Annotated in this window: 12 protein-coding genes; 9 read left to right on the top strand and 3 right to left on the bottom strand. The window is 59.5% G+C overall.

Translation table 11 applies throughout. From position 1 onward, the window contains the following. Window positions 1-23: 23 nt before the first annotated feature. From JFU11_RS14150 to JFU11_RS14135, 4 genes are all read left to right on the top strand, one after another. On the top strand, window positions 24-503 hold the full coding sequence (locus tag JFU11_RS14150) for a MarR family transcriptional regulator (protein ID WP_038982469.1): 480 nt from the start codon (window positions 24-26) through the stop codon (window positions 501-503). Continuing rightward, window positions 493-1,962, top strand: a complete 1,470-nt coding sequence (locus tag JFU11_RS14145; RefSeq protein ID WP_201060937.1) for an efflux transporter outer membrane subunit — start codon at window positions 493-495, stop codon at window positions 1,960-1,962. The genes JFU11_RS14150 and JFU11_RS14145 overlap by 11 nt, the downstream gene beginning before the upstream one ends. A 15-nt stretch (window positions 1,963-1,977) precedes the next feature. After that, entirely contained in the window at window positions 1,978-3,180 is a 1,203-nt protein-coding gene (locus JFU11_RS14140) for an HlyD family efflux transporter periplasmic adaptor subunit (RefSeq protein WP_201060936.1), read from the top strand. 186 nt (window positions 3,181-3,366) lie between these two features. Further along, the gene (locus tag JFU11_RS14135) at window positions 3,367-4,896 is read left to right on the top strand and encodes a DHA2 family efflux MFS transporter permease subunit (protein WP_201060935.1); all 1,530 of its coding nucleotides are present in this window, start codon (window positions 3,367-3,369) and stop codon (window positions 4,894-4,896) included. 123 nt (window positions 4,897-5,019) lie between these two features. On the opposite strand, the gene lpxH is transcribed toward JFU11_RS14135, so the two are convergent. Then, window positions 5,020-5,772, bottom strand: a complete 753-nt coding sequence (gene lpxH, locus JFU11_RS14130; RefSeq protein WP_123722005.1) for a UDP-2,3-diacylglucosamine diphosphatase — start codon at window positions 5,770-5,772, stop codon at window positions 5,020-5,022. Then, window positions 5,769-6,272 (bottom strand): peptidylprolyl isomerase, encoded by a 504-nt coding sequence (locus JFU11_RS14125; protein WP_052967714.1) that lies wholly within the window; start codon window positions 6,270-6,272, stop codon window positions 5,769-5,771. The genes lpxH and JFU11_RS14125 overlap by 4 nt, the downstream gene beginning before the upstream one ends. A 265-nt stretch (window positions 6,273-6,537) precedes the next feature. Between JFU11_RS14125 and JFU11_RS14120 the strand changes: the two genes are divergently transcribed. Further along, complete coding sequence (locus tag JFU11_RS14120; RefSeq protein WP_201060934.1) at window positions 6,538-8,235, top strand: glutamine--tRNA ligase/YqeY domain fusion protein; 1,698 nt, start codon at window positions 6,538-6,540, stop codon at window positions 8,233-8,235. A gap of 24 nt (window positions 8,236-8,259) precedes the next feature. Beyond that, entirely contained in the window at window positions 8,260-9,642 is a 1,383-nt protein-coding gene (cysS, locus tag JFU11_RS14115) for a cysteine--tRNA ligase (protein ID WP_201060933.1), read from the top strand. 226 nt (window positions 9,643-9,868) lie between these two features. On the opposite strand, the gene JFU11_RS14110 is transcribed toward cysS, so the two are convergent. Then, window positions 9,869-11,716 carry a sigma-54-dependent Fis family transcriptional regulator gene (locus JFU11_RS14110; RefSeq protein WP_123722008.1) on the bottom strand — a complete coding sequence of 616 codons (1,848 nt, stop codon included), beginning with the start codon at window positions 11,714-11,716 and terminating at the stop codon, window positions 9,869-9,871. A 441-nt stretch (window positions 11,717-12,157) separates the two neighbouring features. Here JFU11_RS14110 and JFU11_RS14105 point away from each other — a divergent pair, with 441 nt between their 5' ends. From JFU11_RS14105 to JFU11_RS14095, 3 genes are read left to right on the top strand one after another with little or no spacing between them, the layout of a single operon-like run. Next, window positions 12,158-13,252, top strand: a complete 1,095-nt coding sequence (locus JFU11_RS14105; RefSeq protein WP_052967036.1) for an ABC transporter ATP-binding protein — start codon at window positions 12,158-12,160, stop codon at window positions 13,250-13,252. Further along, complete coding sequence (locus JFU11_RS14100) at window positions 13,252-14,349, top strand: ABC transporter ATP-binding protein (RefSeq protein WP_201060932.1); 1,098 nt, start codon at window positions 13,252-13,254, stop codon at window positions 14,347-14,349. Before JFU11_RS14105 ends, JFU11_RS14100 begins: the two co-directional genes overlap by 1 nt. Beyond that, on the top strand, window positions 14,346-15,212 hold the full coding sequence (locus tag JFU11_RS14095; RefSeq protein WP_052967034.1) for a sugar ABC transporter permease: 867 nt from the start codon (window positions 14,346-14,348) through the stop codon (window positions 15,210-15,212). Before JFU11_RS14100 ends, JFU11_RS14095 begins: the two co-directional genes overlap by 4 nt. The last annotated feature ends 3 nt before the right edge of the window (window positions 15,213-15,215 follow it).

Below are 15,215 nucleotides of genomic sequence, written 5' to 3'. Positions count from 1 at the left end.
CTAGGCAGCTAATTGGTGGTCAGATGAAACATTTCAGCTCATACGATTTCCATAATTGCCATCTCGGCCTTTTGCTCGGGCGCGCCGCGCTGCTCAAGGACCGGATCATCGACACGCACATGGAACCCCACGGCATCACCGCCGCGCAGTTCAAAGTGCTGATCATCATGGCCCAGTTCGGTGTAGATACCCCGGCCGAGCTGTGCCGTCATCTGTCGCTGGACAGCGGTTCGATGACCCGCATGCTCGATCGTCTGGAACAGAAAGGTTTCCTCGCCCGCCAACGCTCCGAGGCAGACCGGCGTCAGGTTCAGTTGGTGCTGACCGAACAGGGCCAGCAGCTGACCGATCAGCTGCCGCAGATCGGCGCCGATGCCATGAATGAGCTGGCCGGCGCCATTACCCCGGAAGAATTGAAAACCCTGGAACAAATCCTGAAGAAAATTCTGGTAGCCGCGGGTGACTCGATCACGCTGCTGCGGGTAGGTGGCAATGAACAGTAAAAGCCTGCGTAGCGGCCTGAGCCTGGTGCTGTTGGCCATGAGCCTCGCCGGCTGCGCCAGTTACAGCGGCCTGACCACCGAAGGCGTCAGCCTCGATGCGAAAAATCTCAAGGCCGGGCAATCCCTCAACGGCGTGACCCTGTCGCCCGCGGCATGGCCGAAAAGCGACTGGTGGAAAAGCCTCGGCGATCCGCAGCTCGATGGTCTGATCCGCGAAGCCCTGCACGACAGCCCCGACATGCAAATCGCTGACGCCCGGGCCCATCAGGCCAGCGCCGCTGCCTATGCCGCCGACGCCGCGCGGATGCCGACCCTCGATGCCAGCGCCGGCGTCAGCCGTTCGCGTCTGGCCCGCGATCAAGACCCGAGCGGGCAGGGCGGCACCTATTCCACCGTGCGTAATCTCGGTGCGAGTTTTAATTACAACTTCGACCTTTGGGGCGGCCAGCGCGATGCCTGGGAAGCCGCATTGGGCCAGGCCCGTGCCGCCGAAGTCGATCAGCAAGCCGCGCAGCTGACCTTGTCCGCCGACGTCGCCCGCGCTTACAGCGATTTGGGGCAGGCGCACATCATCCATGACCTGGCCAGCGAAGACCTCAAGCGCACCCAGCAAATGCTCGACCTCAGCCAGCGTCGCCTGAGCTCGGGGATCGACAGCCAGTACCAATTCCAGCAGACCGAAAGCCTGGAAGCCAGCGCCCAAGCCAGCCTGATCGACGCCGAGAAGCGCCTGCAAAGCGCGAAAATTGCCTTGGCGGTGCTGTTGGGCAAAGGTCCGGATCGCGGCAATGAAATCGCCCGACCGAAAGTTCTTCAGGCCAGCGCCGTGGCTTTGCCGTCGGTGCTGCCGGCGGAACTGCTTGGGCGTCGTCCGGACCTGGTGGCGGCACGCTGGCGGGTTGAAGCCGCGAGCAAAAACATCGCGGCGGGCAAGACTCAGTTCTACCCCAACCTCAACCTGAGCGCCGCGGCTGGCGTGGAGTCGTTGCTGGGTGATGCGATGTTCGGTTCCGCCAGTCGCTTCTTCAACGTCGCGCCGACGATCTCGGTGCCGATTTTCGACGGCGGCCGCCTGCGGGCTGACCTCGATTCCCGCGACGCCGATTACGACCTCGCGGTGGCGCAGTACAACAAAAGCCTGGTGAAAGCCCTGGGCGATGTCAGCGACACCATCAACCAATTGCGCGATATCGGCCGGCAAATCGGCGCCCAGCAGCACGCCACCGACATTGCCCAGGATTCTTACAACACCGTGGTCCAGCGCTACGGTTCCGGCATCGGTAATTACCTGGACGTGCTCAGCATCGAGCAGCAATTGCTCCAGGCCCAGCGTCAGCTGGCCAACCTGAATGCCGAGCAGATCGACCTGTCGATTCAACTGATGCAAGCGCTGGGCGGCGGCTTCCAGGGCGAAACCCTGACCGCAGCCAACGCAACCCCAGCCACGCAGCACAACTAATTCAAGGTACCCGTCATGGCCACTGTCGATACATCCCAAGCCCCTGACAACGCTCAAGACACGAGCAATCCACGCAAACGCAAAGTGATGCTGTTTGTACTAACCATCGTGGTGATCCTCGCCGGGCTCGGCGTCTGGGGTTATCACGAATTCTTCGGTCGCTGGAATGAAAGCACCGACGACGCCTATGTGAACGGCAACGTGGTGGAAATCACTCCGCTGGTCACCGGGACCGTGGTCAGCATTGGCGCCGATGATGGCGATCTGGTCCACGAAGGCCAGGTGCTGATTAACTTTGACCCGAACGACGCCGAAGTCGGTCTGCAAAGTGCCCAGGCCAATCTGGCTCGCACCGTGCGCCAGGTTCGTGGCTTGTACAGCAACGTCGATGGCATGAAAGCCCAGGTCAATGCGCAGCAGGCCGAAGTGCAAAAGGCTCAGGACAACTTCAATCGCCGGAGAAACCTCGCCGCTGGCGGGGCGATTTCCCAGGAAGAACTGTCCCACGCTCGCGACGACCTGACCTCGGCGCAAAACGCCTTGGCCAACGCCAAACAACAGCTCATGACCACCAGCGCGCTGGTGGATGACACCGTGGTGTCGTCGCACCCGGACGTGATGTCCGCCGCCGCGCAATTGCGTCAGGCGTACCTCACCCATGCCCGCAGCACTTTGATCGCGCCGGTCACCGGTTACGTTGCCAAACGCAGCGTGCAACTGGGCCAGCGGGTCCAGCCGGGCACCGCGCTGATGGCGGTGATTCCGCTGGATCAGCTGTGGATCGACGCCAACTTCAAGGAAACCCAACTGCGTGACATGCGCATCGGTCAGCCGGTGGACATCGAGGCCGACCTCTACGGCAGCGACGTCAAATACAGCGGCACCATCGACAGCCTCGGCGCCGGGACGGGCAGCGCGTTTGCCTTGCTGCCGGCGCAGAACGCCACCGGTAACTGGATCAAGATCGTCCAGCGGGTGCCGGTGCGGATTCACATCAATGCCGAAGAGCTGGCCAAGCACCCATTGCGGGTCGGCCTGTCGACTCAGGTCGATGTGAACCTGCGTGACCAGAGCGGTCCAGTGCTGGCGCAACAGCCGCCGCAAAAGGCTTCGTTCAGCACCGGCATCTACGACCGTCAGTTGGCCGAGGCCGATGCGATGATCACCCAGCTGATCCACGACAACAGCGCAGCGGTCAGTAAAACCGCGCAACGCTGACACCGACCCTGGGAGCGAGCCTTTGTGGCGAGGGAGCTTGCTCCCGCTCGGCTGCGAAGCAGTCGCAAAGCTTTTGGGGCCGCTTCGCGACCCAACGGGGGAAAGCCCCCTCGCCACAGCTCGCTCCCACAAGGTCAGCTGCGTCAGTAACAGGCGCTGCACCAATCAGGTTTCAAAGGATTTGCGATGAGCAATAAAGCGTCTTTCACGCCGCCCAGCCTGCTGCTCAGCACTATCGGCCTGTCGCTGGCAACCTTCATGCAGGTGCTCGACACCACCATCGCCAACGTGGCCTTGCCGACGATTTCCGGCAACCTGGGCGTGAGTTCGGAGCAGGGGACCTGGGTCATCACCTCGTTTGCCGTAAGCAACGCCATTGCGCTGCCGCTGACCGGTTGGCTCAGCCGGCGCTTTGGTGAGGTGAAGCTGTTTCTCTGGGCAACGATGCTGTTCGTGCTGGCCTCGTTTCTCTGCGGTATCTCGACCTCGATGCCGGAGCTGATCGGCTTTCGGGTGCTTCAAGGCCTGGTGGCCGGGCCTTTGTATCCGATGACACAGACGCTGTTGATTGCCGTCTATCCGCCCGCCAGGCGAGGCATGGCCCTGGCGTTGCTGGCGATGGTCACGGTGGTGGCGCCGATTGCCGGTCCGATCCTCGGCGGTTGGATCACTGACAGCTACAGCTGGCCGTGGATTTTCTTTATCAACGTGCCGATCGGTGTTTTTGCGGTCATGGTCGTGCGCTCGCAGCTCAAGACGCGGCCGGTGGTGACCAGTTACCAGCCGATGGATTACGTGGGGTTGATCACTTTGATTATTGGCGTCGGCGCGCTGCAGGTGATCCTCGACAAAGGCAATGACCTGGACTGGTTCGAATCGAATTTCATCCTGATCGGCGCGGCTATTTCGGTGATAGCACTGGCGGTGTTCGTGATCTGGGAAATGACCGACAAACACCCGGTGGTCAACCTGCGGCTGTTCGCTTACCGCAATTTCCGCATCGGCACCATTGTGTTGGTGTTGGGTTACGCCGGGTTCTTCGGGATCAACCTGATACTGCCGCAATGGCTGCAAACCCAGATGGGCTACACCGCCACCTGGGCCGGATTGGCAGTGGCACCGATCGGCATTCTGCCGGTGTTGCTGTCGCCGTTTGTCGGCAAGTACGCGCACAGGTTCGACCTGCGACTGCTGGCCGGTGGCGCGTTCCTTTGCATCGGTTTGAGTTGCTTCATGCGTGCCGGGTTTACCAATGAAGTGGACTTCCAGCACATCGCTTTGGTGCAGCTGTTCATGGGCATTGGCGTGGCGCTGTTCTTCATGCCGACCTTGAGCATTTTGATGTCGGATTTGCCACCGAGCCAGATTGCCGATGGTGCGGGCCTTGCGACCTTCCTGCGGACCTTGGGCGGTAGTTTTGCGGCATCGTTGACCACCTGGATCTGGATTCGTCGCGCCGATCAGCACCATGCGTATTTGAGTGAAAGCATCACCACGTATGAGCCGGCGACCCGGGATGCCTTGAATGCGTTGGGCGGGGCGGGTAACCCGGCTTACGCGCAGCTGGATCATGTGCTGACCAGCCAGGCGTACATGCTCTCCACCGTTGATTACTTCACGTTGCTGGGGTGGGCGTTCATGGGGTTGATTCTGCTGGTGTGGCTGGCGAAACCGCCGTTTGCGGCGAAGGCGGGACCTGCTGCTACCGGTCATTGAGATAAACACAACCCCTGTGGGAGCGGGCTTGCCCGCGATAGCGGAATCACATTCAACAACGTTGTTGACTGATCCACCGTCATCGCGGGCAAGCCCGCTCCCACAGGTTTTTGTGTTTGGCCGTTAGTTTGCGGGTGCTGCCAGTTGTGGCGGCGGAGTGAAATCAAACGGCGCCAACGCAAACCCTTGCTCATCCACCTGCAACGCCCAGCCCTGACGATCCCAATCCCCCAACACAATGCGTTTGGCCGCCTGCTCGCCAATCTGCAATTTGTGGATGGCGGGACGATGGGTGTGCCCGTGGATCAAGGTTTTCACGCCATATTGCTGCATGACCCGCGGCACTTCTTCCGGCGTGACATCAACAATGTCATTGGCCTTCATCCGCGTCTGTGCACGGCTTTCGCTGCGCAGCTTGCGCGCCAGTTTATGGCGAGTACGCAAGGGCAGATGCCGCAGGATGAACAGGGTGATCGGGTTGCGCAGGTAGCGCCGCAGCTTCATATAAGCTTCGTCGCGGGTGCAGAGGCTGTCCCCGTGCATCAATAGCACTGGCTCGCCGTAAAACTGCACGACACTCGGGTCTTTCAACAACGTGCAGCCGGCCTGTTTGCAGAAGGCCTGGCCAAGCATGAAGTCGCGATTACCGTGCATCAGAAAAATGGCCGTGCCGCTGTCGCTAAGTTCGCGCAGGGCCTGGCAGATGGAACGCTGGAACGGCGTCATGGCATCGTCGCCAATCCACGCCTCGAAAAAATCGCCCAGAATGTACAACGCACTCGCTGAGCGGGCACGTCTAGCGAGCAAATCCAGAAACGCCCGGGTAATGTCCGGGCGCTCCTCTTCCAGATGCAAGTCTGAAATCAGCAGTATCACTCAATGATCTCGGCTTTCTCGATGATCACGTCTTCTGCTGGTACGTCCTGGTGGCCGGCTTTGGAAGTCGTGGCCACGCCTTTGATCTTGTCGACCACGTCGGTGCCTTCGACTACTTTGGCGAATACGGCGTAGCCCCAACCCTGAGCGGTTTTGCCGCTGTGGTTCAGGAAGCTGTTGTCAGCCACGTTGATGAAGAACTGGGCGGATGCCGAATGCGGCTCCATGGTGCGGGCCATGGCTACGCTGTACTTCACGTTCGGCAGGCCGTTGTCGGCTTCGTTCTGGATGCTTGGGCGCTTGTCTTTCTTTTCTTTCATGCCTGGCTCGAAACCGCCGCCCTGGATCATGAAGTTACCGATGACACGGTGGAAAACAGTGTTTTCGTAGTGACCGGCTTTAACGTACTCGATGAAGTTAGCCACGGTGATCGGGGCTTTCTCAGCGTTCAGCTCCAGGACGATGTCGCCATGGTTGGTGGTCAGTTTGACTTGGGTCATGATCGGTACTCTTTTTTCTATGAATTCGTGGGTTTCGGGGCGTTCAGGCCCTCAACCAGTCCGGCCAGTGTCGGCCAAGGCAGGCAGTTTAGCGTGCCGGGCGCGAATTTCGAGGCTGTTTTTCATTGGCAACCGATTAAATGCAGCCGATTGCCGGCCTGCTCTGTCAGCCACTTGACAGCATCGGCTATGATAAGCCCCTTTGATTTATAACAGCCGCTTTGATTTGGCCAACTGGCCGCGCACTTGTACGTTCAAGGATCCTATGAGCAAGCCCACTGTCGACCCTACCTCGAATTCCAAGACTGGCCCTGCCGTGCCGGTCAATTTCCTGCGCCCGATCATCCAGGCGGACCTGGACTCGGGTAAGCACACGCAGATCGTCACCCGTTTCCCGCCTGAGCCCAACGGCTACCTGCACATCGGTCACGCCAAGTCGATCTGTGTGAATTTCGGTCTGGCCCAGGAATTCGGCGGCGTCACGCACCTGCGTTTCGACGACACCAACCCGGCCAAGGAAGACCAGGAATACATCGACGCGATCGAAAGCGACGTCAAATGGCTGGGCTTCGAATGGTCCGGTGAAGTGCGCTATGCCTCGCAGTATTTCGACCAGTTGCACGACTGGGCAGTAGAACTGATCAAGGCCGGCAAGGCCTATGTCGACGACCTGAGCCCTGAGCAAGCCAAGGAATACCGTGGCAGCCTGACCGAGCCGGGCAAGAACAGCCCGTTCCGTGACCGCTCCGTGGAAGAAAACCTCGACTGGTTCGCCCGCATGCGCGCCGGCGAATTCCCGGACGGCGCACGCGTGCTGCGGGCCAAGATCGACATGGCCTCGCCGAACATGAACCTGCGCGACCCGATCATGTATCGCATCCGTCACGCGCATCACCACCAGACCGGTGACAAGTGGTGCATCTACCCGAACTACGACTTCACCCACGGTCAGTCGGACGCCATAGAAGGCATCACCCACTCGATCTGCACCCTGGAGTTCGAAAGCCATCGTCCGCTGTACGAGTGGTTCCTCGAGAACCTGCCAGTACCGGCGAAGCCGCGTCAGTATGAGTTCAGCCGCCTGAACCTGAACTACACCATCACCAGCAAGCGCAAGCTCAAGCAACTGGTCGATGAAAAGCACGTTCATGGCTGGGACGATCCGCGCATGTCCACGCTGTCGGGCTTCCGCCGCCGTGGCTACACGCCGAAATCGATCCGCAACTTCTGCGAAATGATCGGCACCAACCGTTCCGATGGCGTCGTCGATTTCGGCATGCTCGAATTCAGCATCCGTGACGACCTCGACCACAGCGCCCCGCGTGCCATGTGCGTGCTGCGTCCGCTGAAAGTCGTGATCACCAACTACCCGGAAGGCCAGGTTGAAAACCTCGAATTGGCGTGCCACCCGAAAGAAGACATGGGCGTGCGCGTTCTGCCGTTCGCCCGTGAGCTCTACATCGACCGTGAAGACTTCATGGAAGAGCCGCCAAAAGGCTACAAACGCCTGGAACCGAACGGCGAAGTGCGTCTGCGCGGCAGCTACGTGATCCGTGCCGACGAAGCGATCAAGGACGCCGATGGCAACATCGTCGAACTGCGTTGCTCTTACGATCCGGAAACCCTGGGCAAGAACCCGGAAGGCCGCAAGGTCAAAGGCGTTGTGCATTGGGTACCGGCCGCGGCCAGCGTCGAATGCGAAGTGCGTCTGTACGATCGCCTGTTCCGTTCGGCCAACCCTGAAAAGGCCGAAGACAGCGCCAGTTTCCTGGACAACATCAACCCTGACTCGCTGCAAGTCCTCACCGGTTGTCGTGCCGAGCCTTCGCTTGGCAATGCACAGCCGGAAGACCGTTTTCAGTTCGAGCGCGAAGGTTACTTCGTCGCAGATATCAAGGACTCGAAACCCGGTCATCCGGTGTTCAACCGTACCGTGACCCTGCGCGATTCGTGGGGCCAGTGATTCAGCGTTAAGGAAGGAGCATTCGTGCTTACGATCTACAACACGCTCACCAAGAGCAAAGAAGTCTTCAAGCCTCTGGATGGCAACAATGTACGCATGTACGTCTGCGGGATGACCGTGTACGACTACTGCCACATTGGCCATGGCCGCAGCATGGTTGCGTTCGACCTGGTGACCCGCTGGTTGCGGTTCAGCGGTTATAACCTGACCTATGTGCGCAACATCACCGACATCGAAGACAAGATCATCAATCGGGCGAAGGAGAACGGCGAGCCGTTCGACGCGCTGACCGAGCGCATGATCACCGCGATGCACGAGGACGAGGCGCGCCTCAACATCCTCAAGCCGGACATGGAGCCGCGGGCCACCGATCACATCGCTGGCATGCAGAGCATGATCCAGACCCTGATCGACAAGGGTTACGCCTACGCACCGGGCAATGGCGACGTGTACTACCGCGTCGCCAAGTTCATGGGCTACGGCAAGCTGTCGCGCAAGAAGATCGAAGACCTGCGCATCGGCGCCCGGATCGAAGTCGATGAGTCCAAGCAGGACCCGCTGGACTTCGTGCTGTGGAAAGGCGCCAAGCCGGGCGAGCCTAGCTGGCCTTCGCCGTGGGGCGACGGACGTCCGGGCTGGCACATCGAGTGCTCGGTGATGTCGACCTGCTGCCTCGGCGAGACCTTCGACATTCATGGCGGCGGCAGCGACCTCGAGTTCCCGCACCATGAAAACGAAATCGCCCAGAGCGAAGCGGCCACCGGCAAGACCTACGCCAACGCGTGGATGCATTGCGGCATGATTCGCATCAATGGCGAGAAGATGTCCAAGTCCTTGAACAACTTCTTCACCATTCGCGACGTGCTGGAAAAGTACCACCCGGAAGTCGTGCGTTACCTGCTGGTATCGAGCCACTACCGCAGCGCGATCAACTATTCGGAAGATAACCTCAAGGACGCCAAGGGCGCACTCGAGCGTTTCTACCACGCGTTGAAAGGCCTGCCGAACGTGGCGCCGGCCGGTGGCGAAGCCTTCGTCGAGCGTTTCACTCAGGTGATGAACGACGACTTCGGTACCCCGGAAGCTTGTGCGGTACTGTTCGAGATGGTTCGCGAGATCAACCGTCTGCGCGAGAGTGATCTCGATGCGGCGGCCGGTCTGGCGGCGCGCTTGAAAGAATTGGCCAGCGTGTTGGGTGTGTTGCAACTCGAAGCCGATGACTTCCTGCAGGCCGGTGCCGAAGGGCGGGTCGATGCGGCTGAGGTCGATGCAATGATTGCCGCGCGTCTGGCGGCTCGGGCTGCTAAAGACTGGGCCGAATCCGACCGCATCCGCGACCAGCTCACCGCCATGGGCGTGGTGCTGGAAGACGGCAAGGGCGGGACGACCTGGCGTCTGGCTGACTGATTGCTTGATTGGCTACGCCTTTCACAAAAACAGAAACCCGCCTTGTGCGGGTTTTTGTTTATGTGCAGGGCGTAAGTGCGGCGGTGCCCATGCTGGCGCCATCGCGGGCAAGCCCGCTCCCACAATGACCGAGGTAGATTCCGATTTTGTGTACGACAAAAATCCCTGTGGGAGCGGGCTTGCCCGCGATGGTCTCAAGCCGAACGCCGCCAGTGCGGCTCACTCGTCACTCAACCTGACGCAATCGCTTGTAAAGGGTGTTGCGACTAACCCCGAGCCTGCGGGCCAAATGCGAAATATTCCCCCCAGCCGCCTGCAACTGCCGATTCAATTCCTCGGCATCATTCAAATCCACCGCTATCGGCTCCGGCGAATCCACCGGCTCCATCTCCAGATCGACAAAAAAATCATCCGGCAAATGCTCCGGCCGTACGGGTTGTTCCTCGGCCATGGCCAGCGCCACCTGCATCACGCTGCTGACCTGACGCAAATTCCCTGGCCACGGATGGCGGCTGAACAGCTCCATCACTTCGCGGCTCAAGCCAGCCCATTGGCTCGGTTCGCGGTGCTGTTCCCACAGCCGTTTGAACAGCGCTTCTTTATCGCTGCGTTCTCGTAGCGGCGGCAGTTCCAGGGTCAAGCCACCGATCCGGTAATACAAATCCTCACGAAATCGCCCCAGCTGAACCTGCTCGCGCAACGAGCGGTTAGTCGCCGAAATGATCCGAATGTCCACCGGGAACAACTCGCTGCTGCCCACCGGTTGCACGCAACGTTCTTGCAACACTCGAAGTAGCCGGGCCTGGGTTGGCAGCGGCATGTCGCCGATTTCATCGAGGAACAGGGTGCCTTTGTCGGCCTTGCGGATCAGCCCGATGCTGCCTTTCTGGTTGGCGCCGGTGAATGCGCCTTTCTCATAGCCAAACAGCTCGGATTCCACCAGTTCGGCGGGGATCGCTGCACAGTTGACGGCAATGAACGACTGTTTGCTGCGTGAACTGGCCTGATGCAGGGCTTTGACGAAGACTTCCTTGCCGACCCCGGTTTCCCCGTGGATTAACAGCGGAATGTCCTTTTCCAGCAAGCGCTCGGCCTGGCGCACGGCTTTTTCCACGCGGCTGTCGCCAAAATGCAGGGTGTTGAGGCTGATCGCGGCGGGCGTTGGCGCCGAAGGTTCAGCGCTCTTAGGTTCCGAAAACACCCTGGCTTGAATCGGCGCTTGTTTTGGCCGTTTCAACAGGCACTGAAAACGGTTGCGCCCCGAGGCTTGCAGGGCAAACGGCAGGCCGTCCGGCTGGTTCAGCAGTTCCAGCAATGAGACTTTGAACAGGCTTTCGACGCTGACCCGCGACAGGCTGATGCCCAGCAGGTTGTCGGCCCGGCGATTGGCGGACAGCACCTGACCGGTTTCATCGAAGATCAGCAACCCGGCCCATTGGCTGTCGAGGTTGTTCAGCCCGGTATTGAAGGTCAGTTGGAAATGCTGGCCATGGAACAGGTTGAGGATCAACCGGTTCTCCACGGTCTGGCTCATCATCTTGACCATGCCAAGCGTGTGCGACGGCGGCAGATAGCTGTCGCTGGACACATCCAGTACCGCGATCACTTTGCGCTCGGCATCGAAAATCGGTGCGGCGGAACCGGTCATGAAGCGGTTGGCCTTGAGAAAATGTTCGTCGTGTTCGATGTGCACCGCCTGCTCGCAGGCCAACGCCGTGCCGATCGCATTGGTGCCGCTGCAACGCTCCATCCAGCTGGCGCCGGCGCTGAAACCGCGAGTCAGGCTCGGCTCGATGAAACGCTGGGTACCCCAGGACGTCAGCACCTGACCCTGATTGTCGGCGAGCATGATCAGGCAATTGGAGTTGCTGAGGATGTTCTCGTAATACGGCAGGACTTCCTGATGGGTGGTCTGCACCAGTGAATGCTGGCTCTCCAGCAACTGGGCGATGCCATCGGCGGGTAGCTGATCGAACGCTGGCGCGCTCTGATGATCGAGCCCGAATGCGCGGCAGCGAGACCAGGAATCCTGGATGATGGCGTCGTGGGAGAGCGGCGGGGCAGGTGCGGCCATGGCAGTCGATCTCTGAGCAAGCTTTTATTGTTTTTATGGGTTTTGCAAAACGTTCAGCACGCCACAGAGCCTCTTTGGGCCGCCGCGATATCGCGCCGAAAACAATACCTGTAGGAGCTGCCGAAGGCTGCGATCTTTTGATTTTTAGCATCTGAACATACGCTGAAGATCAAAAGATCGCAGCCTTCGGCAGCTCCTACAATGACCGTGTACATCACCAAATGAGCAAAAAGCATCCGTAGAGTGTTGTTCACATTTGTTCATTGTCAATCTTTGAACTGTTCAATTGTTCAGTCGCGGTTGTTCATTTCTGTTCAGCAACGAACGCGGTTTTCCCTTCTTTTTCGTGTTTTTCAAGCCAGATCAATTGCTTGGAATTTCTGGCACGAATGTCGCTGTAGTGCTCCGGTCGCTTGACTCCAATAATAAAAAGGCCGAGCCATGTCACTAATCCTGGAGCACGTCAGCCGTACCGTCGAAGGCCAGACCTGGATCGACGATGCGTGCCTTAACTTCGAACCCGGATCGTTCAATGTTTTGCTCGGTCGAACGCTGTCGGGTAAAACCAGCCTCATGCGCCTGATGGCTGGTCTGGACAAGCCCGACAGCGGCCGCATCCTGATGAACGGCGTCGACGTCACCCAGCGCCCGGTGCGTCTGCGCAATGTGTCGATGGTTTATCAGCAGTTCATCAATTACCCGACCATGACGGTGTTCGAGAACATCGCCTCGCCGCTGCGTCAGTCCGGCGTTTCCAGTGAGCTGATCCAGAGCAAAGTGCTGGAAACCGCGAAGATGCTGCGCATCGAGAAATTCCTCCAGCGTTATCCTTTGGAACTCTCCGGCGGCCAGCAACAGCGCACGGCGATGGCCCGGGCGCTGGTCAAGGACGCCGAGCTGATTCTGTTCGACGAGCCGCTGGTCAACCTCGACTACAAGCTGCGCGAAGAGCTGCGTCAGGAAATGCGCGAGCTGTTCAAGGCCCGGCACACCATCGCGATTTACGCCACCACAGAACCCAACGAAGCCCTGGCGCTGGGCGGCACCACCACGATTCTTCACGAAGGTCGGGTGATTCAGAGCGGCAAGTCCTCCGAGGTTTATCACCAGCCGCAAACCGTGCTGGCGGCGGAATTGTTCTCCGAACCGCCGATCAACCTGATGCCGGGGCGTATCGCCGGCAACGAAGTCAGTTTCGCCAATTTTGTGCACTTCCCGTTGAACGTCGATCTGCGACCGGTGGGCGAGGGCGAGTTCCGTTTCGGCGTGCGCCCCAGCCACATTTCCCTAGTGCCGAGCAACGACGATGACCTGGAGCTGGCGGTGACCGTCGAGGTGGCCGAGATCAGCGGTTCGGAAACCTTCCTGCACGTGCGCAATGAGTATTTCCTGCTGGTGCTGCACTTGCCGGGTGTTCACGAATACGACGTCGATGCGCCGATTCGCATCTATATCCCGACCCATAAACTGTTTGTGTTCGATATGCAGGGGCAGCTGGTTCAGGCGCCCGGTCGCCGTATTGCGAGGGTTGCCTGATGGCCGAAATCCGTTTGCAGAACCTTGCCCACAGCTACACCCCAACGCCGACCGGCCCTGAGGATTACGCGATCCGCGAGATGGACCATGTCTGGGAGCAGGGCGGTGCTTATGCGCTGCTCGGGCCTTCGGGGTGCGGCAAGTCAACCTTGCTCAACATCATTTCCGGGTTGCTCAGTCCGTCCCAGGGCCAGGTGCTGTTCGACAGTAAAGTGGTCAACGAACTGACCCCGGAAAAGCGCAACATCGCCCAGGTTTTCCAGTTCCCGGTGGTCTACGACACCATGACGGTCTTCGATAACCTGGCCTTTCCATTGCGCAATCAGGGCATGGACGAGGCGAAAATTCACACCAAAGTGCACGAAATCGCTGAAGTCCTCGACCTCCAGGCATTGCTGTCCAAGAAGGCGCGCAACCTCACCGCCGATGAAAAACAGAAAGTCTCCATGGGCCGTGGGCTGGTGCGCGATGACGTGTCGGCGATCCTCTTCGATGAACCGCTGACGGTGATCGACCCGCACCTGAAGTGGAAGCTGCGACGCAAGCTCAAGCAGATCCACGAGCAGTTCAACATCACCATGGTCTACGTCACCCACGATCAGCTCGAAGCTTCGACTTTCGCTGACAAGATCGCGGTGATGTATGGCGGCCAAATCGTGCAGTTCGGTACGCCACGGGAATTGTTTGAGCGGCCGAGCCATACCTTTGTCGGCTATTTCATCGGCAGCCCGGGGATGAACCTGATCGAGGTCCAGCCACAAGCCGGCGGTGTCGGTTTTGCCGGGACCCACTTGCCGTTGTCCGACGCGATGCAGAAACGAATCGCCGAATCCGAATGGACAACCCTGAAGGTCGGCATTCGTCCGGAGTTCGTCCATGTGTGGGACGAGCCCTTCGATGACGCGATGCAGGCACAGGTCGTACACGTCGAAGACCTGGGTACCTACAAGATCATGACCCTGAACCTCGACGGCGCGCCGCTGAAAGTACGTCTGGCCGAAGACAAACCAGTGCCTGAAGGCACGGCGTACATCAGTTTTCCGGCGCAATGGCTGATGGTCTATGCCGATGATTACCTGCTGGAGGTGCTGCCATGAACAAGGTGCAGAACAACAAGGCCTGGTGGCTGGTGTTGCCGGTGTTCCTGCTGGTGGCATTCAGTGCGGTGATCCCGATGATGACCGTGGTCAACTACTCGGTGCAGGACATCTTCGACCAGTCGAGCCGCTACTTCGTCGGTGCCGACTGGTACAGGCAGGTGCTGCTCGACCCACGGTTGCATGACTCGCTGCTGCGCCAGTTCATCTACTCCGGCTGCGTGTTGCTGATCGAAATCCCGTTGGGCATCGCCATCGCCCTGACCATGCCGATCAAGGGCCGCTGGTCGTCGCTGGTGCTGATTATTCTGGCGATTCCGCTGCTGATTCCGTGGAACGTAGTCGGCACCATCTGGCAGATTTTCGGCCGGGCCGACATCGGGTTGCTTGGTTCGAGCCTCAATGCCATGGGCATCAACTACAACTATGCGTCCAACACCATGGACGCCTGGGTCACGGTGTTGGTGATGGACGTGTGGCACTGGACGTCGCTGGTGGCGCTGTTGTGTTTCTCCGGCTTGCGGGCGATTCCGGACGTGTATTACCAGGCGGCGCGGATTGATCGGGCATCGGCCTGGGCGGTTTTCCGACACATCCAGTTGCCCAAGCTCAAGAGTGTGCTGCTGATCGCGGTGATGCTGCGGTTCATGGACAGTTTCATGATCTATACCGAACCGTTCGTACTGACCGGTGGCGGTCCGGGCAATGCCACGACCTTCTTGAGTCAGACGCTGACCCAAATGGCGATCGGGCAATTCGACCTCGGCCCGGCGGCGGCTTTCTCGCTGGTGTACTTCCTGATCATCCTGTTGGTGTCGTGGCTGTTCTACACCGCCATGACTCACTCTGACGCCAATCGGTGAGGC

This window comes from Pseudomonas sp. TH37, from assembly GCF_016650735.1.
Classification (GTDB): Bacteria; Pseudomonadota; Gammaproteobacteria; order Pseudomonadales; family Pseudomonadaceae; genus Aquipseudomonas; species Aquipseudomonas farris.
The sequence above is the reverse complement of the archived record's forward strand: the minus strand, read 5'-3'. Positions and strand labels throughout refer to the sequence as shown.